Annotated in this window: 27 protein-coding genes; 20 read left to right on the top strand and 7 right to left on the bottom strand. The window is 63.8% G+C overall.

Going from position 1 to position 25,738, the window contains the following annotated elements:
* Positions 1-11 precede the first annotated feature (11 nt).
* From choV to choX, 4 genes are read right to left on the bottom strand one after another with little or no spacing between them, the layout of a single operon-like run.
* Positions 12-1,058, bottom strand: a complete 1,047-nt coding sequence (gene choV, locus FLO80_RS00865) for a choline ABC transporter ATP-binding protein (RefSeq protein WP_111362213.1) — start codon at positions 1,056-1,058, stop codon at positions 12-14.
* Positions 1,055-1,888, bottom strand: coding sequence for a choline ABC transporter permease subunit (gene choW, locus FLO80_RS00870; RefSeq protein ID WP_111362212.1), 834 nt, complete (start codon positions 1,886-1,888; stop codon positions 1,055-1,057). The genes choV and choW overlap by 4 nt, the downstream gene beginning before the upstream one ends.
* The gene (locus tag FLO80_RS00875) at positions 1,885-2,547 is read right to left on the bottom strand and encodes a DUF6946 family protein (RefSeq protein WP_111362211.1); all 663 of its coding nucleotides are present in this window, start codon (positions 2,545-2,547) and stop codon (positions 1,885-1,887) included. Before FLO80_RS00875 ends, choW begins: the two co-directional genes overlap by 4 nt.
* Positions 2,548-2,553: 6 nt before the next feature.
* On the bottom strand, positions 2,554-3,480 hold the full coding sequence (gene choX, locus FLO80_RS00880; protein WP_111362210.1) for a choline ABC transporter substrate-binding protein: 927 nt from the start codon (positions 3,478-3,480) through the stop codon (positions 2,554-2,556).
* 82 nt (positions 3,481-3,562) lie between these two features.
* On the opposite strand from choX, the gene betI reads away from it, so the two are divergent.
* From betI to FLO80_RS00910, 6 genes are all read left to right on the top strand, one after another.
* Positions 3,563-4,147 carry a choline-binding transcriptional repressor BetI gene (betI, locus tag FLO80_RS00885; RefSeq protein WP_111362209.1) on the top strand — a complete coding sequence of 195 codons (585 nt, stop codon included), beginning with the start codon at positions 3,563-3,565 and terminating at the stop codon, positions 4,145-4,147.
* The gene (betC, locus tag FLO80_RS00890; RefSeq protein ID WP_111362208.1) at positions 4,144-5,655 is read left to right on the top strand and encodes a choline-sulfatase; all 1,512 of its coding nucleotides are present in this window, start codon (positions 4,144-4,146) and stop codon (positions 5,653-5,655) included. Before betI ends, betC begins: the two co-directional genes overlap by 4 nt.
* Positions 5,656-5,692: 37 nt before the next feature.
* Positions 5,693-6,334, top strand: a complete 642-nt coding sequence (locus FLO80_RS00895) for a glutathione S-transferase family protein (RefSeq protein WP_111362207.1) — start codon at positions 5,693-5,695, stop codon at positions 6,332-6,334.
* On the top strand, positions 6,334-7,992 hold the full coding sequence (gene betA / locus FLO80_RS00900; protein WP_111362206.1) for a choline dehydrogenase: 1,659 nt from the start codon (positions 6,334-6,336) through the stop codon (positions 7,990-7,992). Before FLO80_RS00895 ends, betA begins: the two co-directional genes overlap by 1 nt.
* A gap of 107 nt (positions 7,993-8,099) precedes the next feature.
* On the top strand, positions 8,100-9,107 hold the full coding sequence (locus FLO80_RS00905) for an amidohydrolase family protein (protein ID WP_111362205.1): 1,008 nt from the start codon (positions 8,100-8,102) through the stop codon (positions 9,105-9,107).
* Positions 9,108-9,221: 114 nt separating this feature from the next.
* Positions 9,222-9,461 carry an HP1242/YdcH family protein gene (locus tag FLO80_RS00910; RefSeq protein ID WP_111362204.1) on the top strand — a complete coding sequence of 80 codons (240 nt, stop codon included), beginning with the start codon at positions 9,222-9,224 and terminating at the stop codon, positions 9,459-9,461.
* Positions 9,462-9,476: 15 nt separating this feature from the next.
* Here the strand turns inward: FLO80_RS00910 and FLO80_RS00915 are convergent, their stop codons facing one another.
* Together FLO80_RS00915 and FLO80_RS00920 are read right to left on the bottom strand one after the other, a co-directional pair.
* Positions 9,477-10,874 (bottom strand): helix-turn-helix domain-containing protein, encoded by a 1,398-nt coding sequence (locus FLO80_RS00915; RefSeq protein ID WP_111362203.1) that lies wholly within the window; start codon positions 10,872-10,874, stop codon positions 9,477-9,479.
* Between the two features lie 181 nt (positions 10,875-11,055).
* Entirely contained in the window at positions 11,056-12,288 is a 1,233-nt protein-coding gene (locus FLO80_RS00920; RefSeq protein WP_111362202.1) for a multidrug effflux MFS transporter, read from the bottom strand.
* 257 nt (positions 12,289-12,545) lie between these two features.
* On the opposite strand from FLO80_RS00920, the gene FLO80_RS00925 reads away from it, so the two are divergent.
* The 7 genes from FLO80_RS00925 to FLO80_RS00950 all read left to right on the top strand — a co-directional run bounded on the left by FLO80_RS00925 (position 12,546) and on the right by FLO80_RS00950 (position 18,581).
* The gene (locus FLO80_RS00925) at positions 12,546-14,078 is read left to right on the top strand and encodes an acyl-CoA carboxylase subunit beta (RefSeq protein WP_111362397.1); all 1,533 of its coding nucleotides are present in this window, start codon (positions 12,546-12,548) and stop codon (positions 14,076-14,078) included.
* Between the two features lie 38 nt (positions 14,079-14,116).
* The gene (locus tag FLO80_RS00930; RefSeq protein ID WP_111362201.1) at positions 14,117-14,581 is read left to right on the top strand and encodes a DUF6497 family protein; all 465 of its coding nucleotides are present in this window, start codon (positions 14,117-14,119) and stop codon (positions 14,579-14,581) included.
* A gap of 214 nt (positions 14,582-14,795) precedes the next feature.
* On the top strand, positions 14,796-14,936 hold the full coding sequence (locus FLO80_RS22795; protein ID WP_188078182.1) for a hypothetical protein: 141 nt from the start codon (positions 14,796-14,798) through the stop codon (positions 14,934-14,936).
* 81 nt (positions 14,937-15,017) lie between these two features.
* On the top strand, positions 15,018-15,374 hold the full coding sequence (locus tag FLO80_RS00935) for a hypothetical protein (protein WP_111362200.1): 357 nt from the start codon (positions 15,018-15,020) through the stop codon (positions 15,372-15,374).
* 337 nt (positions 15,375-15,711) lie between these two features.
* Positions 15,712-15,921, top strand: coding sequence for a hypothetical protein (locus FLO80_RS00940; RefSeq protein WP_111362396.1), 210 nt, complete (start codon positions 15,712-15,714; stop codon positions 15,919-15,921).
* Positions 15,922-16,056: 135 nt separating this feature from the next.
* Positions 16,057-18,057 carry an acetyl-CoA carboxylase biotin carboxylase subunit gene (locus tag FLO80_RS00945; protein WP_111362199.1) on the top strand — a complete coding sequence of 667 codons (2,001 nt, stop codon included), beginning with the start codon at positions 16,057-16,059 and terminating at the stop codon, positions 18,055-18,057.
* Positions 18,058-18,062: 5 nt separating this feature from the next.
* Positions 18,063-18,581, top strand: a complete 519-nt coding sequence (locus FLO80_RS00950) for a hypothetical protein (RefSeq protein WP_149187059.1) — start codon at positions 18,063-18,065, stop codon at positions 18,579-18,581.
* Positions 18,582-18,588: 7 nt separating this feature from the next.
* On the opposite strand, the gene FLO80_RS00955 is transcribed toward FLO80_RS00950, so the two are convergent.
* Positions 18,589-19,038, bottom strand: coding sequence for a DUF4174 domain-containing protein (locus FLO80_RS00955; RefSeq protein WP_111362197.1), 450 nt, complete (start codon positions 19,036-19,038; stop codon positions 18,589-18,591).
* Positions 19,039-19,152: 114 nt separating this feature from the next.
* Here FLO80_RS00955 and FLO80_RS00960 point away from each other — a divergent pair, with 114 nt between their 5' ends.
* From FLO80_RS00960 to FLO80_RS00990, 7 genes are all read left to right on the top strand, one after another.
* On the top strand, positions 19,153-20,160 hold the full coding sequence (locus tag FLO80_RS00960) for a hypothetical protein (RefSeq protein WP_246156501.1): 1,008 nt from the start codon (positions 19,153-19,155) through the stop codon (positions 20,158-20,160).
* Positions 20,123-22,252, top strand: a complete 2,130-nt coding sequence (gene scpA, locus FLO80_RS00965) for a methylmalonyl-CoA mutase (protein WP_111362196.1) — start codon at positions 20,123-20,125, stop codon at positions 22,250-22,252. Before FLO80_RS00960 ends, scpA begins: the two co-directional genes overlap by 38 nt.
* A 109-nt stretch (positions 22,253-22,361) precedes the next feature.
* Complete coding sequence (locus FLO80_RS00970; RefSeq protein ID WP_111362195.1) at positions 22,362-22,847, top strand: MAPEG family protein; 486 nt, start codon at positions 22,362-22,364, stop codon at positions 22,845-22,847.
* A 10-nt stretch (positions 22,848-22,857) separates the two neighbouring features.
* Entirely contained in the window at positions 22,858-23,472 is a 615-nt protein-coding gene (locus tag FLO80_RS00975) for a VOC family protein (protein ID WP_111362194.1), read from the top strand.
* A complete protein-coding gene (locus FLO80_RS00980) occupies positions 23,469-23,945 on the top strand; it encodes a GNAT family N-acetyltransferase (RefSeq protein WP_111362193.1) in 477 nt (158 codons plus the stop codon). Before FLO80_RS00975 ends, FLO80_RS00980 begins: the two co-directional genes overlap by 4 nt.
* Positions 23,946-24,000: 55 nt before the next feature.
* Positions 24,001-24,705, top strand: a complete 705-nt coding sequence (locus FLO80_RS00985; RefSeq protein ID WP_111362192.1) for a molecular chaperone DjiA — start codon at positions 24,001-24,003, stop codon at positions 24,703-24,705.
* On the top strand, positions 24,686-25,717 hold the full coding sequence (locus FLO80_RS00990) for an endonuclease/exonuclease/phosphatase family protein (protein WP_111362191.1): 1,032 nt from the start codon (positions 24,686-24,688) through the stop codon (positions 25,715-25,717). The genes FLO80_RS00985 and FLO80_RS00990 overlap by 20 nt, the downstream gene beginning before the upstream one ends.
* Positions 25,718-25,738: the final 21 nt, after the last annotated feature.

Genomic DNA, 25,738 nt, shown 5'->3' on the forward strand with positions numbered 1-25,738 from the left:
CCCCGGAGGCGTCACCCCCGCGGGTCGAGAAGCTTGGCCAGCACCCGGTCTTTCGTCACCTGCCCGACGATCCGCCCGTCCTCTTCGACACCCACCGGCGCGCCGGTCTGGCCGACCTTCTCCATCACCGCGCGGATGTCCTCGTCCGGCGGCACGGTGATCTGCGGCGTGCCTTGCGCCGGTTCCATCACGTCGCGTGCGCAAAGCACGCCCAGCGGGTTCATATGGGTCACGAAATCGGCCACGTAGTCATTGGCGGGGTTCGAGAAAATTTCCTGCGGGGTGCCGCATTGCACGATCCGCCCACCCTCCATGATGGCGATCCGGTTGCCGATCTTGAACGCCTCGTCGAGGTCATGGGACACGAAGATGATGGTGCGGTGCAGCTTGTCCTGCAACTCCAGCAATTCATCCTGAAGCCGCGTGCGGATGAGCGGATCAAGCGCCGAAAACGGCTCGTCCATCAGCAAGATCGGCGCATTGGTGGCAAAGGCCCGCGCCAGCCCGACACGCTGTTGCATGCCGCCCGACAATTCGCCGACCTTGCGCTCGGCCCAATCGGAAAGGCCCACGATCTCAAGCTGTTCATCGACCCGCGCGGCCCGTTCGCGCACCCCCATGCCGCCCAGTTCGAGACCCAGCCCGACATTCTCGCGCACCGTGCGCCATGGCAGCAGGCCAAAGGCCTGGAACACCATCGAGATATGCGACAGCCGCATCTGGCGCAGGGTCTGCGCCCCGGCATGGGTGATGTCGATCATCGCGCCACCCTTGCGCACATGCACCGCGCCGCGCGCCACGGGGTTGAGCCCGTTGACCGCCCGCAAAAGCGTTGATTTGCCCGATCCCGACAGGCCCATGAGGACAAGGATCTCGCCCTCCTGAACCTCGAGCGCGCAATCATGCACGCCCAGCACCTGGCCGGTGGCGGCCTGGATCTCGCTGCGTTCCTGCCCCTCGTCCATCAGCGGCAGCGCGTGGTCGGGGTGGTCGCCAAACACGATCGACACCTTGTCGAAGATCACGGCCGGGGCGGTCTTTGTCTCGGGTCCGGTCATTTGCGTTCGATCCTCAGCATGCGGTCGAGCATGATCGCCACCACCACGATGACGATGCCCGATTCAAAGCCCAGCGCGGTGTTCACGGTGTTGAGCGCGCGCACCACCGGCACGCCCAGCCCGCTTGCCCCGACCAGCGCCGCGATGACGACCATCGACAGAGACAGCATGATCGTCTGGTTGAGCCCGGTCATGATCTGCGGCAGCGCAAAGGGCAGCTCGACCTTCCACAGAAGCTGGCGTTTCGTGGCGCCAAAAGCCTGCGCCGCCTCGATCAGCGGCTGCGGCGTCGAGGTGATGCCCAGATGCGTGAGCCGGATAGGCGCGGGCAGCACGAAGATCACCGTTGCGATCAGCCCGGGCACCATGCCGATGCCGAAGAACACGATCGCCGGGATCAGGTAGACAAAGGTCGGCAGGGTCTGCATCAGGTCGAGAACCGGGCGCATCCATGCATAAAGCCGCGGCCGGTGCGCGGCGGCGATGCCGATGGGCACCCCGACCGACATGCACACGACACAGGCCGACAGAACCAGGGTAAGGCTCTCGGTGGTCTCTTCCCAATAGCCCTGGTTGAGGATGAAGAGAAAACCGAGGCCCACCAGAAGCGGCATTTTCCAGCCCCGCTGCAACACCCATGTCAGCGCCATGAACCCCGCCACGACGACAAGTTCGGGCGGGCTCTGCAACACCCAGAGAATGCCCTCGATCAGCATTTCCATGATCAGCGACAGCGCGTCGAAAAACGGCTCGCCCGCGTCCTGCAACCAGTCAAACGCCTGTTTCGCGGTCTTGCCCACGGGTATTTTCGTCTCGGTCAGCCAGTTCACGTTCCAATATCCTCCAGGTAGCGGCTGTCGCCCTGTGCCCAGGCCAGACGCAGGCGCAGCCCATCAGGCAGTTCCGTCTCGGCATGATCATCCGACAACGGCAGTCCGGTGAGCCATTCTGAAAACGTGGCGAAATCGTCAAACCACATCCGGCCAGGGCTGAATGATTGCACGACCATCGCCGCCATGGGTCGATGAAACCGCCGCGCCTCCACGATTGCCGCCGCTGTTCGGTGAAACAGTTGATAACGCAATCCTAGCGGTGGCATACTATGCCCAAACCACGCGCAGATGGTGCCGAGCCGCTCCAACTTGTTGGCGGACGGGGAAGGGCCGAGCCATTCCCCGATGGTGCGACCGAACGGTTCGTTTACCTTCGCTTCTATCGCGACGGCCTGATCGGTGCCATCCGCACGGGTCAGGGCAAACACATCGCATTGGGACGGATACCCGATCCCGGGCATTCGCACCTTGTGCTCGACAATTGCGATTTGCAATTCGACGCTGTCACCCAGCGATGCAGCCACTTCCGGTGGAAAACTGGCTTCCCAGCTTCGGGCCGCGGCCATGGCTGAGAAGCCCGCCCGCCATTGTTTGAGGGGGTCGGCCAGAAGATCCCGCCAATCGGCGGGACCCTTTGTCTGGCGATAAACGGTCAAATCCTCTTACATCCCCAGCGCGGCGTTCACCGCTTCGACGGCATCACCACCGTCCTTCGTGGTCACACCGTCAAGCCAGGCTGCATAGGTGTCCGGGTTCGCCTTGAGCCAGCCCCGCGCCGCATCGTCGGGCGCTTCGCCATCGTTGAGGATCGCAGCCATGATCTCGTTCTCCATGGCCAGCGTGAAGCTCAGGTTTTCGAGCAGGGCCCCCACGTTGGGGCATTCACCGACATAACCCGAACGCGTGTTGGTATGCACCGTCGCGCCGCCAAGGTTGGGCCCGAACCAGTCATCACCGCCGGTGAGATACCCCATCTCGTAATTGGCGTTCATCGGGTGCGGCTCCCAGCCCAGGAAGACGATCGGCTCACCGCGCCGCGTGGCCCGGTCGACCTGCGCCAGCATGCCCTGTTCGCTGCTTTCCGTGACGCTGAACCCGTCGAGGCCAAAGGCATCGGCCTCGATCATGTCCATGATCAGACGGTTGCCGTCATTGCCCGGCTCGATGCCGTAGATCTGTTCGCCCAGCGCATCGCGATGCTCCGCGATATCGGCGAAATCACCGATGCCCATTTCCATCGCCGGCTTGTTGACCGCCAGCGTGTATTTCGCACCGTCAAGGTTCATGCGCACCGTGTCGACCGTGCCCGCCTCGCGATAGGGGGCGATATCGGCCTCCATCGTGGGCATCCAGTTGCCAAGGAACACGTCGACATCGCCACTGGCCAGCGCGGTATAGGTCACCGGCACCGACAGAAGCTTGATATCGGTCTCGTATCCCAGCGCCTCGAGCACGACACTGGTGGCCGCGGTGGTGGCCGTGATGTCGGTCCAGCCCACATCCGAGAAGGTAACCGTGTTGCATTGCGCGGCGGCCACCGTGCCCGTGGCCATCAGGGCAAGGGCGGAAATCGTGGTCTTGAAGGTCATTTTCTGTCTCCCTAGTTTTTTCTTTGATTGACGAGTCAATAAAAACCATTCTAGCTTTGCGGGCAAGCAATTTGAGGATAACATGCCCAAGCTCGGGATGGAGCCTATCCGACGCGAGGCTCTGGTGAAAGCAACGATTGCCGAGATCGGCGAACACGGCACGCTGGGCGTGACCGTGAGCCAGATCGCGCGTCGTGCGGGCATGTCATCGGCGCTGGCGCATCACTATTTCGGTGGCAAGGAACAGATTTTCGTCGCTGCGATGCGCTACACGATGGGGGTCTATGCCGCCGAGGTGCGCGGCGCGCTGGTGATGGCGACCGGCCCCGCCGAACGGGTCGAGGCGGTGGTGCGCGCCTCGTTCAGCCCGCGCAATTTCCGGGCCGACACGGTCGCGGCCTGGCTCAACTTCTATGTGCTTGCACAGGTGTCGGACGAGGCACGGCGCCTGCTCGACATCTATCACAGGCGCATCCGCTCCAACCTGTGCCATGCGCTGCGCGATCCGTTGGGCGCACGGGCCTGGCCGGTTGCCGAACGGGTGGCGGCCCTGATTGACGGCGTCTACCTGCGCCAATCGCTCGGTCATGGCACACCCGACGGCGATGCGGCCGTCGAACAAGTCATGGGCTACGCGCGGCTCGAACTGGAAAGGGCACCGACATGAGCAAACCCAACATTCTCATCTTCATGGTCGATCAGTTGAACGGCACGCTGTTTCCCGACGGCCCCGAGGCTTGGCTGCACACGCCCAACCTCGCCCGGCTGGCCGAACGCTCGACCCGCTTTGCCAACGCCTATTCCGCCTCGCCCCTCTGCGCGCCGGGGCGGGCGGCCTTCATGTCGGGCCAACTGCCTTCGCAGAACGGCGTCTACGACAACGCCGCCGAATTCGCCTCCTCGATCCCCACCTATGCCCACCACCTGCGCCGCGCGGGCTATCAGACCTGCCTTTCGGGCAAGATGCATTTCGTCGGCCCGGATCAGCTTCACGGGTTTGAGCAGCGTTTGACCACCGATATCTACCCGCCCGATTTCGGCTGGACGCCGGACTACCGCAAACCGGGCGAGCGGATCGACTGGTGGTATCACAACCTCGGGTCGGTCACCGGCGCGGGCGTGGCCGAGATCTCCAACCAGATGGAATATGACGACGAGGTGGCGTTTCACGGCGTGCAGAAGATCTATGACCTCGCGCGCGGACACGATGCGCGGCCCTGGTGCCTCACGGTCAGTTTCACCCACCCGCATGACCCTTACGTGGCGCGGCGCAAATACTGGGATCTTTACGAGGATTGTGACCACCTCGCACCCCGCGTCGGCCCGATCCCCTACGAGGATCAGGACCCGCATTCGCAACGCATCTTCGACGCCAATGACTGGCGCAGCTTCGAGATCACCGACGACAACGTGGCCCGCTCGCGTCGCGCCTATTTCGCCAATATTTCCTATCTCGACGACAAGATCGGCGAGGTGATGGCGGCGCTCGAGGCCACGCGGCAAGAGGCGATCATCGTTTTCGTCTCCGATCACGGCGACATGCTGGGCGAGCGCGGGTTGTGGTTCAAGATGTCCTTTTACGAAGGCTCGGCGCGGGTGCCGCTGATGATCTCGGCTCCCGAGACGATGAACCCGGGCTGCGTGGGCGAGCCGGTCTCGACCATCGACATCTGCCCGACGCTTTGCGAACTCGCCGGGGTGAGCATGGACGAGGTCATGCCCTGGACTACCGGCGAAAGCCTTGTCGCGCTGGGGCAGGGGCACATCCGCAACAGCCCGGTCGCGATGGAATACGCCGCCGAGGCGTCCTATTCGCCGATGATCGCCCTGCGCGCGGGGCGCTGGAAATACACCAATTGCGCGCTCGATCCCGAGCAATTGTTCGACGTGGAAAACGACCCCGACGAACTGACCAACCTCGCCGAAGACAAGGACTATGCCAAGGTGCTTGAGCTTTTCCGCGTCGAGGCGGCCGCGCGCTGGGATCTTGAACAATTCGACGCCGAGGTGCGCCAGTCCCAGGCCCGCCGCTGGGTGGTTTACGAGGCGCTGCGACAGGGCGGCTATTACCCCTGGGATTACCAGCCGCTGCAAAAGGCCTCCGAGCGCTACATGCGCAACCACATGGACCTCAACACGCTCGAAGAGAGCCAGCGTTTCCCGCGGGGCGAATGATCGTGGCGGTTCTGTCTGGGAAAATCCGGGGGGCGCGATGCTGACGGTCTATGGTCGCGCCACCTCGTCCAACGTGCAGGCGCTGCTCTGGGGGATGGAGGAGCTGGGCCTTGCCTATGAACGGCTGGATTACGGCGAGGTCCATGGCGGGCTCGATACGCCGGAATTCCGGGCGATGAACCCGCATGGCAGGATTCCGGTGCTGAAACTCGGCGAGACCGCCCTGTTCGAGACGGCGGCGATTCTGCGCTACCTGGCGGGGGAGCATGGCGACGATGCCTTCTGGCCGCGCGATCCGTTGCGCCGCGCACAGGTCGACATGTGGGCGGAATGGGCCAAGCATGACGTGGCGCGGAACTTTACCGGCCCGGTCTTCTGGCGCCACACCCGCACCACCCCCGCGCGCCGCGACACCGCAACGATACGCACCAATCTCGACCGGTTCGAGGCCGAGCTGGCCAAGGCCGTGCCACGCCTTCTCGCGCATGACTATCTTTGCGGCGATGACTTCACGTTGGCCGATATCCAGTTCGGCCATGTGCTTTTTCGCTATTTCGACACCGACCTCGACCGGCGCGAGATGCCGGCGCTGGCCGCCTATTACGCGCGGCTTTGCGACCGGCCTGCCTATGCCAGGACGGTGATGGTGTCCTATGACAGTTTGAGGAACACGTTCTGATGCAAGCCGATTACGTCATCATCGGCGCGGGCAGCGCGGGCTGCGCCATGGCCTACCGTCTGACCGAGGCCGGGCACAGCGTCATCGTCATCGAACATGGCGGTACCGATATCGGGCCGTTCATCCAGATGCCTGCCGCGCTCTCTTACCCGATGAACATGTCGCGCTATGACTGGGGCTACATGACCGAACCCGAACCCGGCCTTGGCGGGCGTCGCCTTGTCGCGCCGCGCGGCAAGGTGATCGGCGGATCGAGCTCGATCAACGGCATGGTCTATGTGCGCGGCCATGCGCGCGATTTCGACCATTGGGCCGAAACCGGCGCGCGTGGCTGGGGCTTTGCCGACGTGCTGCCCTATTACAAGCGGATGGAGAACTGGCACGAGGGCGGCCATGGCGGCGACCCGGCCTGGCGCGGCCATGACGGCCCGCTCCACATCACCCGTGGCCCGCGCCGCAACCCGCTCTACCATGCCTTCGTCGAGGCCGGGCGCGAGGCCGGTTATCAACTGACCGAGGATTACAACGGCGAAAAGCAGGAGGGCTTCGGCCCGTTCGAACAGACCGTCTGGAAAGGTCGGCGCTGGTCGGCGGCCAATGCCTATCTCAAACCGGCGCTCAAGACCGGGCTTTGCACCGTTATGCGTGGCCTTGCCTCGCGCATCGTGTTCGAGGATCGTCGCGCCACCGGGGTCGAGATCGCCCGCCGGGGCGGAACCGAAATCATCGAGGCCCGCGCCGAGGTGATCGTCGCGGCCTCGGCCTTCAACTCGCCCAAGCTCCTGATGCTGTCTGGCATTGGCCCCGCCGCGCATCTGGCGGAACACGGGATCACTGCCCTCGCCGACCGCCCCGGCGTGGGGCAGAACCTTCAGGATCACCTCGAGGTCTATTTCCAGATCGCGGCGTCGCAACCGATCACGCTCTACAAGCACTGGAACATCTTCTCCAAGGCCCTGATCGGCGCGCAATGGCTCTTCACCAAGACCGGGCTGGGGGCCACCAACAATTTCGAATCCTGCGCCTTCATCCGCTCGGCGGCGGGGGTGGAATATCCCGATATCCAGTATCATTTCCTGCCCTTCGCCGTGCGCTACGATGGCCGCGCCGCCTCCGAAGGCCATGGCTTCCAGGCCCATACCGGCCCGATGCGCAGCCCTTCGCGCGGGCAGATCACCCTGCGCTCGTCCGACCCGGCCGAGGCGCCGCGCATCTTCTTCAACTACATGAGCACCGATGCCGACTGGCGCGATTTCCGCCGCTGCATCCGCCTCACCCGCGAGATATTCCAGCAACCGGCCTTCGCCCCCTACCGCCGCCACGAGATCCAGCCCGGCGAGGCGGTCGAGAGCGACGACGAGATCGACGCCTTCATCCGCGAACATGCCGAGAGCGCCTATCACCCCTGCGGCACCTGCAAGATGGGGGCCGTCGATGATCCCACGGCCGTGGTCGACCCGGAATGCCGCGTGATCGGCGTCGACGGCCTGCGCGTCGCCGACAGCTCGATCTTCCCGCGCATCACCAATGGCAACCTCAACGGCCCGTCGATCATGGTGGGCGAAAAGGCTGCCGACCACATCCTCGGGCGCGGCCCGCTGCCCGCGGCCAACGATCGGCCCTGGATTCACCCCGACTGGAAGACCGCGCAACGCTGACCTTGCGCGGTCCCGACATGCCGCCCCGGTCCCGTCCTGTCGACGCTACGGAACAATTGCCGATTGCGCCTGATGTCCCCTAGGATTCCCGCAGGAGGAGGCCCGCCATGCGATTTCCCAAGGACCTGAACGACTGGCACGCGCAGATCGACGAGCCGATCATCGACCCCGCGCGTGAAATCACCGACCCGCATCACCACCTCTGGCCCGAGCGGCTGGGAAGCTCCTACGAACTCGCTGACCTCTGGGCCGACACCCAGTCGGGCCATAATGTCACCCGGACGGTCTTCATCGAATGCGGCGCGGGCTATACCCGGGGCGATCCCGATCCCATGGCCCCCATCGCCGAAAGCCATTACGTGCAGGCCATCGCCGACACGGCCGCCAAGACCCCGCACAAGGCACAGATCGCCGCGATCGTCGCCCATGCCGACCTGCGACTGTCCCCCGACACGCTCAACACCGTGCTTGACGCGCACCAATCGGCCAGCCCGCTCTTTCGCGGCATCCGCCATGCCGGCGCCTGGGACGAGGAGCGCGAGAAGTTCATGTTCCAGGGCCAGCCGGTGCCGCATCTCTATCTCGATCCCGATTTCCAGCGTGGCGTCGCAACCCTGGGCGAACGCGGGCTCACCTATGACACATGGCATTTCCATCCGCAGAACGCCGAGTTCCTCGCCCTTGTACGCGCCTGCCCGGATACCACGATCATCCTCAACCATTTCGGCACGCCCCTCGGCACGCATCGTTTCGCCGGTCAGCGCGAGGCGCGCTTTGCCGAGTGGCAGCGCGAGATGGCGCAGATCGCCGAATGCCCCAACGTGGTGGCGAAACTCGGTGGCCTCGCCATGCCGGTCAACGGCTTTGGCTGGGACGGGCGCGCGCTGCCTCCCACCTCGGACGAGATCGTGACGGCACAGGCGCATTACTACCACCACATGATCGACTGTTTCGGCCCCGAGCGCTGCATGTTCGAAAGCAATTTCCCGGTCGACAAGCTCTCGGTGGGATACGTGACCTACTGGAACGCGATGAAGAAGCTCGCCGCGCGCTATGACAGCGCCACACAGGACGCGCTTTTCAAATCCACCGCCGACCGAATCTATGCGCTGTGACCGGCCTGGCGGCGGGAGTGAAAAACCGCCGGCCTTGATCCGTGTCAAAGTCTGGCGTCCCGGCACCGTCCTAGGATGCCCGGACCAAAGCATGGCACAACAGGAGAAACGCGCATGTCCAACACCCCGCACGAGCTGCACGAGGAATTTCCCGAACACGCCGAGGCAATGACCCGGCTGAAAACCTCCGATATGCATTTTGCCCGGCTCGCCGAGGAATATCACGAGATCAACCGCGCCGTGCATCGCGCCGAAACCAATGTCGAACCGATGGATGACCGGGCCGAAACCGCGCTGCGCAAGCACCGCGCCCATCTCAAGGACGAGATCTACGGCTTTCTCACCAAGGGTTGATCGCGCGGCGCGGGCTTAGCCGACCTCGTAGGGTAGAACCCCGCGCCGATCCGCGTCGATCGTCAACCGCCGTTCCAGCGGCGGCACCGCGCGCTGATGGCATTTCACCCGCTCGCAGATGCGACAGGAAATGCCGATCGGCTCGAAATTCTGCTTGTCCCCCACGTCGAGCCCGTCGCCATAGACAAGGTTCCCGGCATGCGCCACCTCGCAGCCGAGCGCGATGGCAAAGCGCCGCACCGGCGCGCCGAAATGGCCGCCCGGCTTGCTCACGTCCCGCGCGATGGAAAGATAGCGCACCCCGTCCGGCGTCTCGGCCAGTTGCCGCAGGAACCGCCCCGGCGTCTCGAACGCCCGATGCACGTTCCACAACGGGCAGGCCCCGCCGAACCGCGCGAATTGCAGCCGCGTGGCGCTGTGGCGCTTGGTGATCGTGCCCGCCTGGTCGACCCGCACGAAAAAGAACGGAATGCCCTTGGCCCCGGGCCGTTGCAGCGTGGAAAGCCGGTGCGCCACCTGCTCGATCGAGGCACCGAAAAGCTGGGCCAACCGCTCAAGGTCGTGCCGCGTCTCGCGCGCCGCCGCAAGGAACGCGCCATACGGCATCAATGCCGCCCCCGCGAAATAGTTGGCCAGCCCGATCTTGGCGATGGCGCGCGCCTCGTGCGACTGGAACCGCGCCAGGTCGAGCATCGCTTCGAGCAGTTGATCCTGCCGCAGCAGCGCCATTTGCAACAGGAGTTGAAAGGTCCGCGTCTCGGGGGCCACCCGCGCCGACAGCGTGAGAACCCGCGCCTCGCTGTCGAACCGGCGTAGGGTCTCGGTATCGTCCTCCTGCACGGTGATCCCCTCGGCGCGCAGCGCCTGCACCGCGTGGGCGGCGATGCCCCCGGGGCCCGCACCTTGCGCGAAATGTTCGGCGGCGCGATCCACCGCGTCGATGTAATTGTCGCAATAGTGAAAGAAATCGCGCACCTCGTCCCATGGGCTGGCCTGCATCCGCGCATCCTCGCGCCCCAGCGCCTCGTCAAGGCTGGCCAGACGCTCATGGGTCTGGCGATAGGCCCGGTGCAGTTTCAGGAACGCCCGCGCCAGCCCCGGCGCGTTCGAGGCGGTCAATCGCAGATCGGCGAGCGGCGGCGGATCATCGGCAAAGACCGGGTCGGCCATCGCCTCGCGCATGTCCGAAACCAGCCGCTCGCTGTCGCCGCTGGCCAACTCGGTCACGTCGAACCCGAATTCCTGCGCCAGTGCCAGCACCACCGTGGTGCTGACCGGGCGCTTGTTGTTTTCCATCTGGTTGAGATAGGGCAGGGACACGCCCAGCTTGGCGGCGAAATCCTTCTGGGTGAGTCCAAGGCGGCGGCGGGTCTCGCGCAGCTTGGCACCGGCATAGATTCGGGGATTGGCCATCGGGCACCTTTCGCGGGCTTGCAAATCTGCAAACATGCTATTGCAAACTGTGCGGCTTGCAAAGTCACCGCGCGCCCTGTTCACGATTGGCCGTTCGGCCAAGGCCGCGTCACCCGGCAGCCGGGTGGCAGCCGGGAAACAGCCGGATGTCACCCCCCGGATTCGGGGTGTCTGCGAAAGGTTAAGGCCCGTCCAATCCGGCCGCGCCCAGCCGCGCCGCGCGGCGTATGACGTAAAGGATCGCCAGCACGCCACCCGCCGACGAGAGCGTCTGGATGAGCACCAGCGGTGTCGCCGTCTGCCCCCCTTCAAGCGCCCATCCCGCCAGCGCAGAAAGCCCCGCACCCCCGGCCAGCATCATCGCGCCGCCCAGCCCGGAGGCCGTTCCCGCCAGCTTTGGGCGCACCGACAACGTGCCCGACACCGCGTTGGGAATCGACATGCCATTGCCGAATCCGACCGGCACCATCAGCGCGAAAAAAGTCACGAGGGTTTGCAAACCCAGCAGCGACATCATCAGCGACGTGCCCGCGGCGATCAGCAGGATCACCATCCCGATCAGCACCATCCGGTCGCCACCAATCCGCGCCGAGTAACGCCCGGCGGCGAAATTGCCGAAGAAATAACCCAGTGCAGGGGCCGCGAAATAGATGCCAAGCTCTTGTGGTTTCAGCAGAAAAACATCCGTGGCCACGAAGGGCGCACCGCCCAGGAACGAAAAGAACGTCCCCGCCGAACAGGTCGCCGCCATGCTGTAGCCCCAGAAACGCGGGCTGCGCAGCAGCTCGGGCATCTCGCGATATTGCTGGATCAGCGTGATCTCGCTCTTCTGCGCCGTCTCGCCGAGATCGGCCCAGGCCACCGCAAGCCCGACCAGCCCCGCCACGAACAGGATCCAGAAATTCGCCTGCCAGCCGAAATACTGCTCGGCGAGACCGCCCACCGCCGGGCCGAACATCGGCACCACCGCCATGCCCATCGTGACATAGGCGATCCGCGCGCCCGCCTTGTCCCCCGGCGTGATGTCGCGCACCACCGCCCGGCTCAGCACCATGGCCACCGCGATGCTGGCCTGCAACATCCGGAAACTCAGGAAAACCAGCGCATTGGGCGCGAATATGCACCCCAGCGAGGCCACGCAATAGGCCACCAGCGAGCCGATGATCACCCGCCGCCGCCCGAACCTGTCCGAGATCGGCCCCACCACGAGTTGCAGGACCGCGTTGACCAGCAGGAAAAGCCCGACCGAAAGCCCCATGACCCCCGGCGTCACCCCGAAATGCGCCGCCATGCCGGGCAGCGAGGGCAGGAACAGGTTCATCGCCAGCGCCGCGATTCCGGTCAACCCGATCAGGGTTCCGAGATGCGGCGGGCTGTGCTTGTCGAGAAAACGGGCAGGGGGGTACGCTTGCATAAGGACATCTTTAATCGGATTGTGTAACGTGTCGGCTGTGATGCTTCACAGGTTAAAAAGGCCCGACCGCGTCACTTGACCAGTTTCTGTTCCGGAATACCAGACGCACGGCACCTGTTTTTCCCTTGCCGTCGCGACATTCGCGAATTTGCATTTTGCAAGTTTATAGTTTGCTCGATTTTGCAAATTTGCCGAATTTTCCTTTTGCCACTGGCGCCGCACCGGTATGCTGCGCCAAATTCGCAAAGGGGACTTTCATGAAAGACATCCTTCAGGAGCTCGACAACCGCCGCGCCATCGCCCGCCAGGGCGGTGGGGAAAAACGCATCGAGGCACAGCACGCCAAGGGCAAGCTGACCGCCCGCGAACGCATCGAACTGCTGCTCGACGAGGACAGTTTCGAAGAGTTCGACATGTTCAAGGCCCACCGCTGCACCGATTTCGGGATGGAGGCACAGCGGCCCTACGGCGACGGTGTCGTGACCGGGTGGGGCACGATCAATGGCCGTCAAGTTTATGTTTTCTCACAGGATTTCACCGTCTTCGGCGGTTCGCTTTCGGAAACCCACGCCGAGAAGATCTGCAAGATCATGGACATGGCGATGCAGAATGGCGCGCCGGTGATCGGGCTCAACGACTCGGGCGGCGCACGTATCCAGGAAGGCGTCGCCAGCCTCGCCGGCTATGCCGAGGTGTTCCAGCGCAACATCATGGCGAGCGGCGTGGTGCCGCAGATTTCCGTGATCATGGGCCCCTGCGCGGGCGGCGCGGTCTATTCCCCGGCGATGACCGACTTCATCTTCATGGTCAAGGATTCGTCCTACATGTTCGTCACCGGCCCCGACGTGGTCAAAACCGTGACCAACGAGGTCGTCACCGCCGAGGAACTGGGCGGAGCCAGCACCCACACCAAGAAATCCAGCGTCGCCGATGGCGCATTCGAAAACGATGTCGAGGCACTGGCCGAGGTGCGCCGCCTGGTCGATTTCCTGCCGCTCAACAACCGCGACAAGGCCCCGGTGCGGCCCTTCTTTGACGATCCCTCGAGGATCGAGGAAAGCCTCGATACGCTCATTCCGGAAAACCCCAACACGCCCTATGACATGAAGGAATTGATCCACAAGGTCGGGGACGAGGGCGATTTCTACGAGATCCAGGAAGATTTCGCCAAGAATATCATCACCGGTTTCATCCGGCTCGAAGGGCGCACCGTCGGCGTCGTCGCCAATCAGCCGATGGTGCTGGCCGGGTGCCTCGACATCGACAGCTCTCGCAAGGCCGCGCGGTTCGTAAGGTTCTGCGATGCCTTCGAAATTCCGATCCTGACCTTCGTCGACGTACCCGGATTCCTGCCCGGAACAGGGCAGGAATTCGGTGGCGTGATCAAACATGGTGCCAAGCTTCTCTTTGCCTATGGCGAGGCGACGGTGCCCAAGGTCACGGTGATCACCCGCAAGGCCTATGGCGGGGCATACGACGTGATGGCCTCGAAACACCTGCGCGGCGATTTCAACTATGCCTGGCCTACTGCCGAGATCGCGGTGATGGGCGCCAAGGGCGCGACCGAGATCATTCACCGCGCCGATCTGGGCAATGCCGAGAAGATCGCGCAGCACACCAAGGATTATGAAGAACGCTTCGCCAATCCATTCGTGGCCGCCGAACGCGGGTTCATCGACGAGGTGATCCAGCCGCATTCGACCCGTCGGCGCGTGGCTCGCGCCTTTGCGGCCCTGCGCAACAAGAAGCTCCAGAACCCGTGGAAAAAGCACGACAATATCCCGCTTTGAGGTCCGGCATGCCATCCCCTTTTCGAACAGCCCGCAGCGTGGGCCATAAATCCCGGGCCTTCGACACCGGCGCGCGTCGTCGGGGCCGGGGGCTATGCGCGCTGGCCGGTGTGGCGATGGTTGCGGCGGGGGCCAAGGCGTCGGCAGGCGATCCTGGCGCGATGCCGGTGCCGCCCTTGCCATCGGGGCTCGATGCCGAGTTGCACGAGATGTTTCTCGACGTCAAACCCGACGGGTTGCTGACCTATGCGCGGTTTCGTTTCATCGCGCCGGACATCGCCGGGGTTGACGCGCCGGATTTCTCGGAGCGGATCGGTGACATGGAATTTCTTTGTGATTCCTATGCCATGCCCCATGTTGCGGCCACGCCCGAACCGGTGGACAGGATCGTGATCTCCCTATCTGACCGCGCCGTCGCGTTCGGTCAGCCCGACCCCGACGCAACCCAGTTCTTTGAGGCGTTCTCGATCGAGAACGGCGCCTGCATCTGGGAGGAGTTCTGATGCAGCCACAATATCTTGCGGCCCAAAACTTGCGCCGGGTGGCGATTGAGGCTTTCGGATCACAATACAGGCGGAATGCTGTGGATAAGTTTCTTTTGGCGCGGCTTTCTTGTATCGTGGCGGGGGGTTTCCTCCAGGCGACCCTGACCTCGTACGAGGGGCAGGAGGGGCATTCACGTTCCGGCCTGTGCAAGAAAAGAGACAGGAGAAGCAGATGTCGAAAGCCATCAAGAGCATTCTTGCTGTGGGATTTGTCGCCCTCGTGGCGGCCTGTGCCCAACAGGAAGAAGAATACATCGTCGTCGAACCCGAGCCCATCTCGGTCGAGCCGACCTATACCGGCAAATACAAGTAACCGGACTTCGGGGCGGGCCGTTGTGCCCGTCCCGCTTTGCCACCATGTCGGCCTGCGCCGCGCCGCGTTGCGAGGTGTGGCATGCTGAAACATCGTGGCTTTCCCGGGCGTCTGCCCGGCACCGATTTTCAATTCACCATCCGGCGGGCCAATCCGCGTGGCGTCACACCGATCGTCGCGCGTGAACGCTATCGCGACCGAAGACCGCCCGATCGCCGCGCCGACGCGGTGTTTCTCGCCGCGCTCTGGGAACATTTCGGCGATCAGCCGTTCGAGCGCGGCAATCTCGATGCCGGGCGAATCTCATGGCTGTTCGGGCGCGAGGTGATTCCCGCCGAAGATCCGTTCGACCCCGCAAGTTACGAGGCGCTTTTGCGCATTGATGTCGAGGTCGCCCGCCGCTCTTTCCCCGAGGTTTTCGGGGGGGAGTTGGCATGATCTCGCTCAACCTATCCGCGTTTCGGCAGAGATCGGCCCATTTCGAAGTGCGGGAGGCGGGGCGCTTGGCAGAACGTGCGCAATGCGACATCGTCAAAAGCGTAGTGGCGGCCCACGTTCGGGCCGAGACACATTGTCTGAACCGTTACCCTTCCCCTATGGGGCGAACTGGCTGTCCCCAAGGCCGTTCGCCCCGTTTTTTCCTTTGTGAAGGCGCGGTTGGACAAGATGGGCGAGTGCTTGCCGCGACTGCCTGTCCGGATGAAAACAGCTTTCATTCCGGGCATGGGTGCGGCATTTGGGGGTGTATAAGAAGAACAACGTCAAGAGGCATATCATGCAAATCAAACTCACGGTTCGGGCTCTCGCCCTTCTATCCCTCGGGCTTGTCGCGGCCTGCGGTGACACGGCGGTCGAACAGGCGCTCATGGGGGGCGGGGCCGGGGCGGCCACGGCCGTCGTGCTCAACGGCAGCGTCGGCACCGGTGCGGTTGTCGGTGCCGCGGCCAACGTCGCCTATTGCCAGAAATACCCGTCGCGCTGCTGATCGCGCGCGTCTGATACCGGCCTTCGGGCCATCACATGCATCCACGGCCATCGCGGGCATCACCCGCGGTGGCCGTTTTGTTGCGTTCGCTTCGGGGGACGTTCCTCCGCAGCCAAGAAACGGAAGGGACGAGACATGTTCAAGAAGATCCTGATTGCCAACCGGGGCGAGATCGCCTGCCGCGTGATCAAGACCGCCCGCAGGATGGGTATCGCCACGGTTGCGATCTACTCGGATGCCGACCGGCAGGCGCTGCATGTTCAGATGGCCGACGAGGCGGTGCATATCGGCCCGGCCCCGGCCAACCAATCCTATATCGTGATCGACAAGGTGATGCAGGCGATCAAGCAAAGCGGCGCCGAGGCGGTGCATCCCGGCTATGGATTTCTTTCCGAGAACCCGAAATTCGCCGAAGCGCTCGCGGCCGCGAATGTCGCCTTCATCGGCCCGCCCAAGGGTGCGATCGAGGCGATGGGCGACAAGATCACCTCCAAGAAGCTCGCACAGGAGGCCGAAGTCTCGACCGTGCCCGGCTACATGGGCCTCATCGAGGATGCCGAGGAGGCGGTGAAGATCTCGAACGAGATCGGCTACCCGGTGATGATCAAGGCCAGCGCCGGCGGCGGTGGCAAGGGGATGCGCATCGCCTGGACCGACGACGAGGCGCGCGAGGGCTTTCAAAGCTCCAAGAACGAGGCGGCCAGCAGCTTTGGCGATGACCGGATCTTCATCGAGAAATTCGTGACCCAACCGCGTCACATCGAGATCCAGGTGCTGTGCGACACGCATGGCAACGGCATCTACCTCGGCGAGCGCGAATGCTCGATCCAGCGCCGCAACCAGAAGGTTGTCGAAGAAGCGCCCAGCCCCTTCCTCGACGAAGCCACCCGCCGCGCCATGGGCGAACAGGCGGTCGCACTGGCCAAGGCCGTGGGCTATGCCTCGGCGGGCACGGTGGAATTCATTGTCGACGGGGAAAAGAACTTCTTTTTCCTTGAAATGAACACCCGTCTTCAGGTCGAACACCCGGTCACAGAACTGATCACCGGGGTCGATCTGGTCGAACAGATGATCCGCGTGGCAAATGGCGAGCCGCTCTCGATCACGCAGGACGATGTGAAACTCAACGGCTGGGCGATCGAGAACCGGCTTTACGCCGAAGATCCCTATCGCGGTTTCCTGCCCTCGATCGGGCGGCTCTCGCGTTACCGCCCGCCCGCCGAGGTGGTCAAGGCCGATCGCGTGGTGCGCAACGACACCGGCGTCTATGAGGGCGGCGAGATCTCGATGTATTACGACCCGATGATCGCCAAGCTCTGCACATGGGCCCCGACCCGCGACGAGGCGATCGAGCATATGCGCATCGCGCTCGACAGTTTCGAGATCGAGGGCATCGGCCACAACCTTCCCTTCCTCAGCGCGGTGATGGATCATCCGAAGTTCGTCTCGGGCGACATGACCACCGCCTTCATCGCCGAGGAATGGCCCGAGGGTTTCGAGGGCGTGAGCCTGCCCGAGATCACCCTGCGCCGGATCGCGGCCTCGGCGGCCGCCATGCACCGCGTCGCCGAAATCCGCCGCAGCCAGATTTCCGGCCGGATGGACAACCACGAACGCCGCGTCGGCTCGGATTGGGTCGTGACGCTCCAGGGCGAAAGCTTTCCCACCAGCATTGCCGCTGACCCCGAAGGTGCCACCGTGACCTTTGCCGACGGCACCCGGCACCGTGTCACCGGCGACTGGACCCCGGGCGATCAACTGGTCGGGATGACGGTCGATGGTGAACCGCTCGTCCTCAAGGTGGGCAAGATTTCCGGCGGGTTCCGTCTTCGCAGCCGGGGTGCCGACCTCAAGGTGCATGTGCGCACCCCGCGCCAGGCCGAACTGGCCGCCTTAATGCCCGAGAAACTTGCGGCTGATACCTCCAAACTGCTGCTCTGCCCGATGCCCGGCCTGATCGTAAAGGTCGATGTCGAGGTGGGCCAGGAGGTTCAGGAGGGGCAGGCGCTTTGCACGGTCGAGGCGATGAAAATGGAAAACATCCTGCGGGCCGAGAAAAAGGCCGTGGTGTCGAAGATCAACGCCGGCCCCGGCGACAGCCTCGCCGTGGACGACGTGATCATGGAGTTCGAGTAAACGCGATGCAGAGCAGGTGGCTCATGTCATGGCGCCGGGCGGCCCTTGCCGCGCTTGTGCTCGTGGCCGCCTGCGACCGGCATTCCGAGGATGAGGCGCGGGCGCTGGCCGAGCACTGGTTCGATATCGGCGAGACGCTTCATTTCGCCTCGCAGCGCCACTGCACTGCCGCCGTCTTTCGCGCCCAGAGCGGCGAGGTGAAATCGCGCGTGCCGCTTTTTGCCAGCGCCGAGGCGGTGATCGGAAGCGGCGCACAGGCGGGTGCATTCGCGATCTCGACACCCGATAGCTCGGTCGATGTATTGTTTCTCGCGCTGATGAATGCCGACCGTCCCACCGGCCTTGCCCTGCGGGAGACCGGGCTTGCCGCGCGCCCCTGCATGACCGAGGCCACCCGGCAGGCCTTTCACAGCGCGCTGACCGTGTCGCCCTCGGTTCTGGTGTATTCTGCGCCCGACGGCGCCTTTGCCGTACTCGATCCTGTGCGCCGCCACGTCGTGCTGACCAGCGGGGCAATCCAATGATCGGCGCTCACGACTCCTGCTCTATCCTGCGCCTGACTTCCTGTTGTCTGAGCGGCATCTTGTCGATCGAGCGTGTCAACTCACGCACATCCCATGGCAATGGCTTGCGCAGGTATATGGTCCCGTCCTTGCTCAGCAAAAGCAGCATGAAACCGCGTGGCCGGAACTTCAGGCGCATTGCGCTGCGTCCGGCGGGGTCGGTGTCGGTCAGAACGATCACATCCCGCTCTTCCAGTGCCTCCGGGCGGTCCGCCAGGATGCGCATCTGCTCAACGAATTGCGGATCGTTGGGGCTGTCGGCGAAGACGATGACGAGCCGGTTTTTCCAAAGGAATTGTTCAAAATCCAGTTCTTCTCCCTTGGGAACATTCGGCGAGATGGTCTCGGGCAGACGTTCCTGCGCGGCACTGGCCGAGGCAAGAAACACAGTCATAACAAGGGCAAGAACAGGTTTCATATGGTCTCCTTCGGGTTTTCATATAGGCGCGTTTTACCCCAATACGACCGCCGTTTTGCAAGAATGCATAAAAAATGCTTCCGTTAAACGCTTTGTGACGAAAGGGGGTGCAGGATGATGGGCGTTCTCACCATGTCGCCGGTCCGGGCGGCGCTTCACAGGGCGGCACGTTTCATGGATGTCATATTGCATATCGGGGCGCATCGCACGGCCTCGACCACGCTGCAACACTATCTGCGCAGCAATGCCGGGGCCCTGCGCGCGCAGGGGGTGGGCTTCTGGGGCCCGATGCGCACGCGCCAGGCCGGTCTTCTGAGCGGGGTGATACCCGTCCCGGGTGGCGATCCCGGGGCGCAGCTCGATCGCGCCCGCGGCCGCATTGCGCTGCAACTCGAAACGGCGGCGCGCAAGGGGGTGCGCCATGTCATCATCAGTGACGAGAATATTCTCGGCTCGGTGCGCCGCAACCTGCGTCAGCGCCGGTTTTACCGCGATGCGGGCGCGCGTCTTGCGCGCTTTGCCACTGCCTTCGATGGGCGGGTGACGCGAATCGTGCTGGCGGTGCGGGGGCTCGATGCATTCTGGGCCTCGTCGCTGAGCTATGGGGTCATGCGCGGGCGGGCGGTGCCGGGCACGGACGATCTCGACCGTTTCGTGACCCAGGGACGTAGCTGGCGCACCCTCGTGGACGAGATCGCCACCGCTTTTCCCGGCGTCGGGATACAAGTGCATGTTCACGAAGAGCTGGCGGGTCGCCCTGAAAGACGTCTCTGGCACATGCTGGACGGGGCCGTGACTGCCCCGCGCGAGACCCGTCCGCCCTGGCTCAATCGCGCGTCGGATCTGCCCGCACTGCGCGAGGTTCTTGCGCTGCGCGGCGAAGACCCGGCCCTGTTGCCCTCCGGCGCGGGCCGCTGGTCCCCCTTTGACGATGCGCAGGCTGCGGCGTTGCGCGAAATCCATGCCGACGATCTGTTCCATCTTGCCTCCGGGGCCGGTGGGGCGGTGCGGCTGATCAAGGAATCCACCCTTCAGACAGGCGGGATGAACCCGCCGGACGGGGCGAAGACAAGAGGACAAGACGATGACGGACAAGATGGACGCATGGCGCAAACTGGCTGAGAAAGAGCTTCGTGGCCGCCCGCTCGATGATCTGACGTGGCACACGCTCGAAGGGATCGCGGTCAAGCCGCTTTATACCGGGGAAGACACGGCCGAACTGCCCCATATGGATAGCGTGCCGGGGTTCGAGCCCTTTACCCGTGGCGTCAAGGCGACGATGTATGCCGGTCGCCCCTGGACGATCCGGCAATATGCGGGGTTTTCCACGGCCGAGGATTCGAACGCCTTTTACCGGCGCAACCTCGCCGCCGGACAGCAGGGCGTCTCGGTTGCCTTCGATCTTGCCACGCACCGCGGCTATGACAGCGATCACCCGCGCGTGGTGGGTGACGTGGGCAAGGCCGGCGTAGCCATCGATTCGGTCGAGGACATGAAAATCCTCTTCGACGGCATCCCGCTCGATCAGGTTTCGGTCTCGATGACGATGAACGGCGCGGTGATTCCGGTTCTCGCCAGCTTCATCGTGGTCGGCGAAGAGCAGGGCCATGACCGCTCGGCGCTCAGCGGCACCATCCAGAACGACATTCTCAAGGAATTCATGGTCCGCAACACCTATATCTACCCGCCCGAACCCTCGATGCGGATCATCTCGGACATCATCGAATACACGTCGAACGAGATGCCGAAATTCAATTCCATCTCGATTTCCGGCTACCACATGCAAGAGGCGGGCGCGAACCTCGTGCAGGAGCTGGCCTACACGCTGGCCGACGGGCGCGAATATGTCCGCGCGGCGATCGAGGCCGGGATGGACGTGGACAGGTTCGCCGGGCGACTGTCGTTCTTCTTTGCCATCGGCATGAATTTCTTCATGGAAGCGGCCAAGCTGCGCGCCGCCCGGCTGCTCTGGCACCGGATCATGACCGAGTTCGGCGCGCAGAACGAACGCTCCAAGATGCTGCGCACCCATTGCCAGACGAGCGGCGTCAGCCTGCAGGAACAGGACCCCTATAACAACGTGATCCGCACCGCCTATGAGGCGATGTCGGCGGTGCTGGGCGGCACGCAAAGCCTGCACACCAACGCGCTCGACGAGGCGATCGCGCTGCCCACCGATTTCTCGGCCCGGATCGCGCGCAACACGCAGCTCATCCTGCAAGAGGAAACCGGCATCACCAACGTGGTCGATCCGCTGGCCGGCTCCTATTACGTCGAAAGCCTGACCCATGAACTGGCTGAAAAGGCCTGGGAGTTGATGGAAGAGGTCGAGGAGATGGGCGGCATGACCAAGGCAGTCGCCAGTGGCATGCCCAAGCTCAGGATCGAGGAAACCGCGGCCACCCGCCAGGCGATGATCGACCGCGGCGAAGAGGTGATCGTCGGGGTCAACAAGTATCGCAAGGACAAGGAAGACCCGATCGACATTCTCGACGTCGATAACGTCAAGGTCCGTCAAAGCCAGATCGCAAGACTGGAGAAAATCCGCGCGACGCGCGACGATGCGGCCTGCGTGGTCGCGCTCGATGAACTGACCCGCCGCGCCAAAGAGGGCGGCAACCTGCTCGAAGCGGCGGTCGAAGCGGCCCGCGCACGGGCCTCAGTGGGGGAAATCAGCATGGCAATGGAAAAGGAATTCGGCCGTCACCGGGCCGAGGTCAAGACGCTCGCCGGGGTCTATGGCGCCGCCTATGAAGGCGACGAAGGCTTTGCGGCGATCCAGAAGAGCATCGAGGAATTCGCCGAGGCGGAGGGCCGCCGCCCGCGGCTCCTGGTGGTCAAGATGGGGCAGGACGGCCATGACCGCGGCGCCAAGGTGATCGCCACCGCCTTTGCCGATATCGGCTTTGACGTGGATGTGGGACCGCTGTTCCAGACCCCCGAAGAGGCTGCGCAGGATGCGGTCGACAATGACGTGCATGTGGTCGGCATCAGCTCACAGGCGGCAGGGCACAAGACACTTGCGCCGCAACTGATCGAGGAGCTGAAGAAGAAGGATGCCGAGGATATCATCGTGATCTGCGGCGGGGTGATCCCGCAACAGGATTACGATTTCCTCAAGAAGGCCGGCGTCAAGGCGATCTTCGGGCCGGGCACCAACATCCCCCAAGCCGCGCAGGAAATCCTCGAGTTGATCCGCGCTGCCCGGGCCTGATCCGGGTGCCGTGCCTATTGGGGGGCTGTCTGCCCCCCAAAGGTGCAGATTGCCCTTGCAATCCGCACCTTCCCCCCGAGAGTATTTCCCGCAAGATGAAGGAGGGGGCATGTCGCTACGTATGAGGATCGTTCTGGGGCAGGGGATCGGGCTGGCCCTGGCCATCGTGTTACTTTGGATTCCGCTGTCGAGATCGGCCCCGTTCATGCCGCTCAACACGGTGCTGATCACTGCCTTCCTGCCCGGAGGACTGGTGGCGCTGGTGATGGTTGGCGTGCTCGCCCTGCGGCGGTTGCGCGATACCGATGTCATCACCGGCGGCGCGCTGCGCCCCGGATCGCCTGCCGAGATCGACCAGCGGGTCTTGTCGAACACGGTTGAACAGCTTGTCATCGCCCTTGCGCTCTGGCCGTTCGTGGCGCTGACGCTGGGCGGGCTGGTGGTGATCTGGATGGGGGTGGGCTTTGCCCTCGCGCGGCTGGTTTACTGGCTGGGCTATCACCTTTCGCCACTTGTCAAATCCGCCGGTTTCGGCGCAGGATTCTATCCCACGGTCCTGGCCACGCTCTGGGCCGTGATCCAATGGGCGACATGAGGGACGTGCCATGCTGAAACTCGATCATCTCGCGGTGGCGGCCACCGACCTGGAAGAGGGACGCGCCCATATCGAGGCGGCGCTTGGCGTTGCGACGCAGCCGGGCGGCAAACACGCCAATTTTGGCACGCATAACGTGCTTTTGGGGCTCGAGGACGGAATCTATCTCGAAGCCATCGCCATTGATCCCGACGCGCCCGATCCCGGGCGTCGGCGCTGGTTCGATCTCGATGATTTCACCGGCCCGCCCCGACTGGCCAACTGGATCTGCCAGACCGGGGATATCGACGAGGCGCTGGCGCTTTCGCCTGCCGGAATGGGCCCAGCCACCGATCAGCGGCGCGATGATTTGCATTGGCAAATGGCCGCCGGCGAGAATGGGCATCTGCCGCTTGAGGGAACCTATCCCGCGGTGATCGCATGGGGGAACACGCCACACCCCTCGACCCGGCTTGCCTCCACCGGGATACGGCTCGAACGCCTGATCGTCACTTCGCCGGTGGCCGCGGCGCTGCGTTCCACCTTGCGCCATCTGCTGGCGGATGCGCGGATCGTGATCGAACAGGGCGACAAGAGCCTGCGGGCAGAGTTCTCGACGCCGTCGGGGCGCCGGGTGCTGGAATGATCCGTCCCGCCGCGCCCGGGGATGCCGCGCCAATCGCCGCGATCTGGAACCACATCATCCGCGACACCACGGTGACCTTCACCACCGAGGAAAAGACCGAAGCGGGGCTCATTGCGATGATGGCTGAGCGGGCACCGGGATTTATCGTCGCCGAAGAGGGCGACGCGATCACGGGATTTGCCACCTATGGCCCGTTCCGGGGCGGTCCCGGCTATGCCCATACCCGCGAATTGACCATTCAACTGGCGCCCGAGGGACGCGGGCGCGGCCTGGGGCGCGCGCTCATGTCGGCGCTCGAAGAGGCGGCGCGCAGGGATGGCATACATGTGCTGATGGCCGGGATCAGTGGCGCCAACCCTGGCTCGGTCGCCTTTCACGCCCGGCTGGGGTTCGAGACCTGCGGCACGCTTCGCGAGGTGGGGCATAAATGGGGCCAATGGCTTGATCTTGTGCTGATGCAGAAAATTCTCTGACCTGCGCCCCCATCGCGCACTGACAGCCGCCCCGCAACAGGTTACGTTCTTGCCCATGTCGATCTGGTCCCGCATCACAGCCGCCGTTTCCGCGCTCACCCACGGTGAGTCGCTGTCGGCCGTGTTCGAACATTTGCGCAGCCCGCCTGAACGCTCGGTCGCCTTCACCATCGCGGTGATCGCGCTCGGGGCCAAGATGGCCAAGGCCGACGGGCAGGTGACGCGCGATGAGGTCAAGGCCTTTCGCGAGGTGTTCCAGATCGCGAAGGAGGACGAGGCGGGCGCCGCGCGTGTCTTCAACCTCGCCCGGCAGGATGTCGCGGGATACGAAGAATACGCCAGGAAGATCAAGGCGATGTTCGGTGACGGCTCCGACACGCTTTGCGATCTGATGGAGGGGCTGTTTCACATCGCCGTGGCGGATGGCGAATACCACCCCAAAGAGGATGCATTCCTCGCCCGTGTGGCCGAAATCCTGGACCTGCCCGAGGCCAAGTTCCGCAGGTTGCGCGCGCGTTTCGTTCCCGATGCACGGCCCGATCCCTATGACGTTCTGGGCGTCGATCATGCGACCCCTCTGCCCGAGATTCGTGCCGCGTGGCGCGAACAGGTGCGGGATACCCACCCCGACCGCCTTCTGGCCCGGGGCCTGCCCGAAGAGGCGTTGAAACTGGCCGAAAAGCGCATGATCGCGATCAATGACGCCTGGGAAGAAATCCAGCGCGAAAGGGCCCGCGCCGATGCGCATCGCGACCTATAACGTCGAGTGGTTCAACAGCCTTTTTGACGATGCGGGCCAGCTTTTGATGGATGACCGCCCGTCGGGACGATTCGAGGTGACGCGCGCCACCCAGGTCGAGGCCCTGGGCATGGTCTTTACCGCGCTCGACGCGGATGCCGTCATGGTGATCGAGGCCCCCGACCACAATAGTCGTCGCAACACCGTTTCAGCATTGGAAAACTTTGCCCGGGTGTTTGACTTGCGCGCACGCCGGGCGGTGATGGGGTTCGACAACGACACCCAGCAGGAGATTGCCCTGCTCCACGATCCCGACCGGCTGACAGTGCGGCATGATCCGATGGGTGACGAGACCGGCAAGAAGGGCGCGCATGGGGCACCGCGTTTCGACAGCGTCTTTCGCATCGACCTTGATTTCGACGCGACTGAGGATCTTGTCCGCTTCTCGAAACCGCCCCTTGAACTGGCGATGCGCACCGCAGGTGGGTTCGAATTCCGCATGATCGGCGCGCATCTCAAGTCCAAGGCGCCGCATGGTGCGCGGGGCAAGGATGCGATCATGCGGCTGGCGATCCAGAACCGGCGCAAGCAACTGGCACAGGCGATATGGCTGCGCCGCCGGATCGAATATCACCTCGATGCGGGCACACCGCTCATCGTTCTGGGTGATCTCAACGATGGTCCGGGGCTCGACGAATACGAGGATCTGTTCGGCCGCTCCTCGGTCGAGATCGTGATGGGCGAGGATGATGGCGTTCCGCTCCACGATCCGCATGCCCGTCAGATCCTGAAACGCCGCGTGGGGCCGCGGCCCAGCACCGCGCGCTTCTATCTCGCCGATCAGAGCCGCTTTCTCGAGGCGCTGCTCGATTACATCATGATTTCCGCCGATCTGCGCGCATACAATCCGCGCTGGCGCATCTGGCATCCGTTCGACGATGCCGATTGCTACCGGTTGCCGGAGTTGCGCAATGCGCTGATTTCCGCTTCCGATCACTTCCCGGTCACGCTCGATATCGACCTGCCGTCTTAAAATCGTTGTCCGTTCGAGTTA

Source organism: Aquicoccus porphyridii (assembly GCF_008369105.1).
GTDB classification, from domain to species: Bacteria; Pseudomonadota; Alphaproteobacteria; order Rhodobacterales; family Rhodobacteraceae; genus Aquicoccus; species Aquicoccus porphyridii.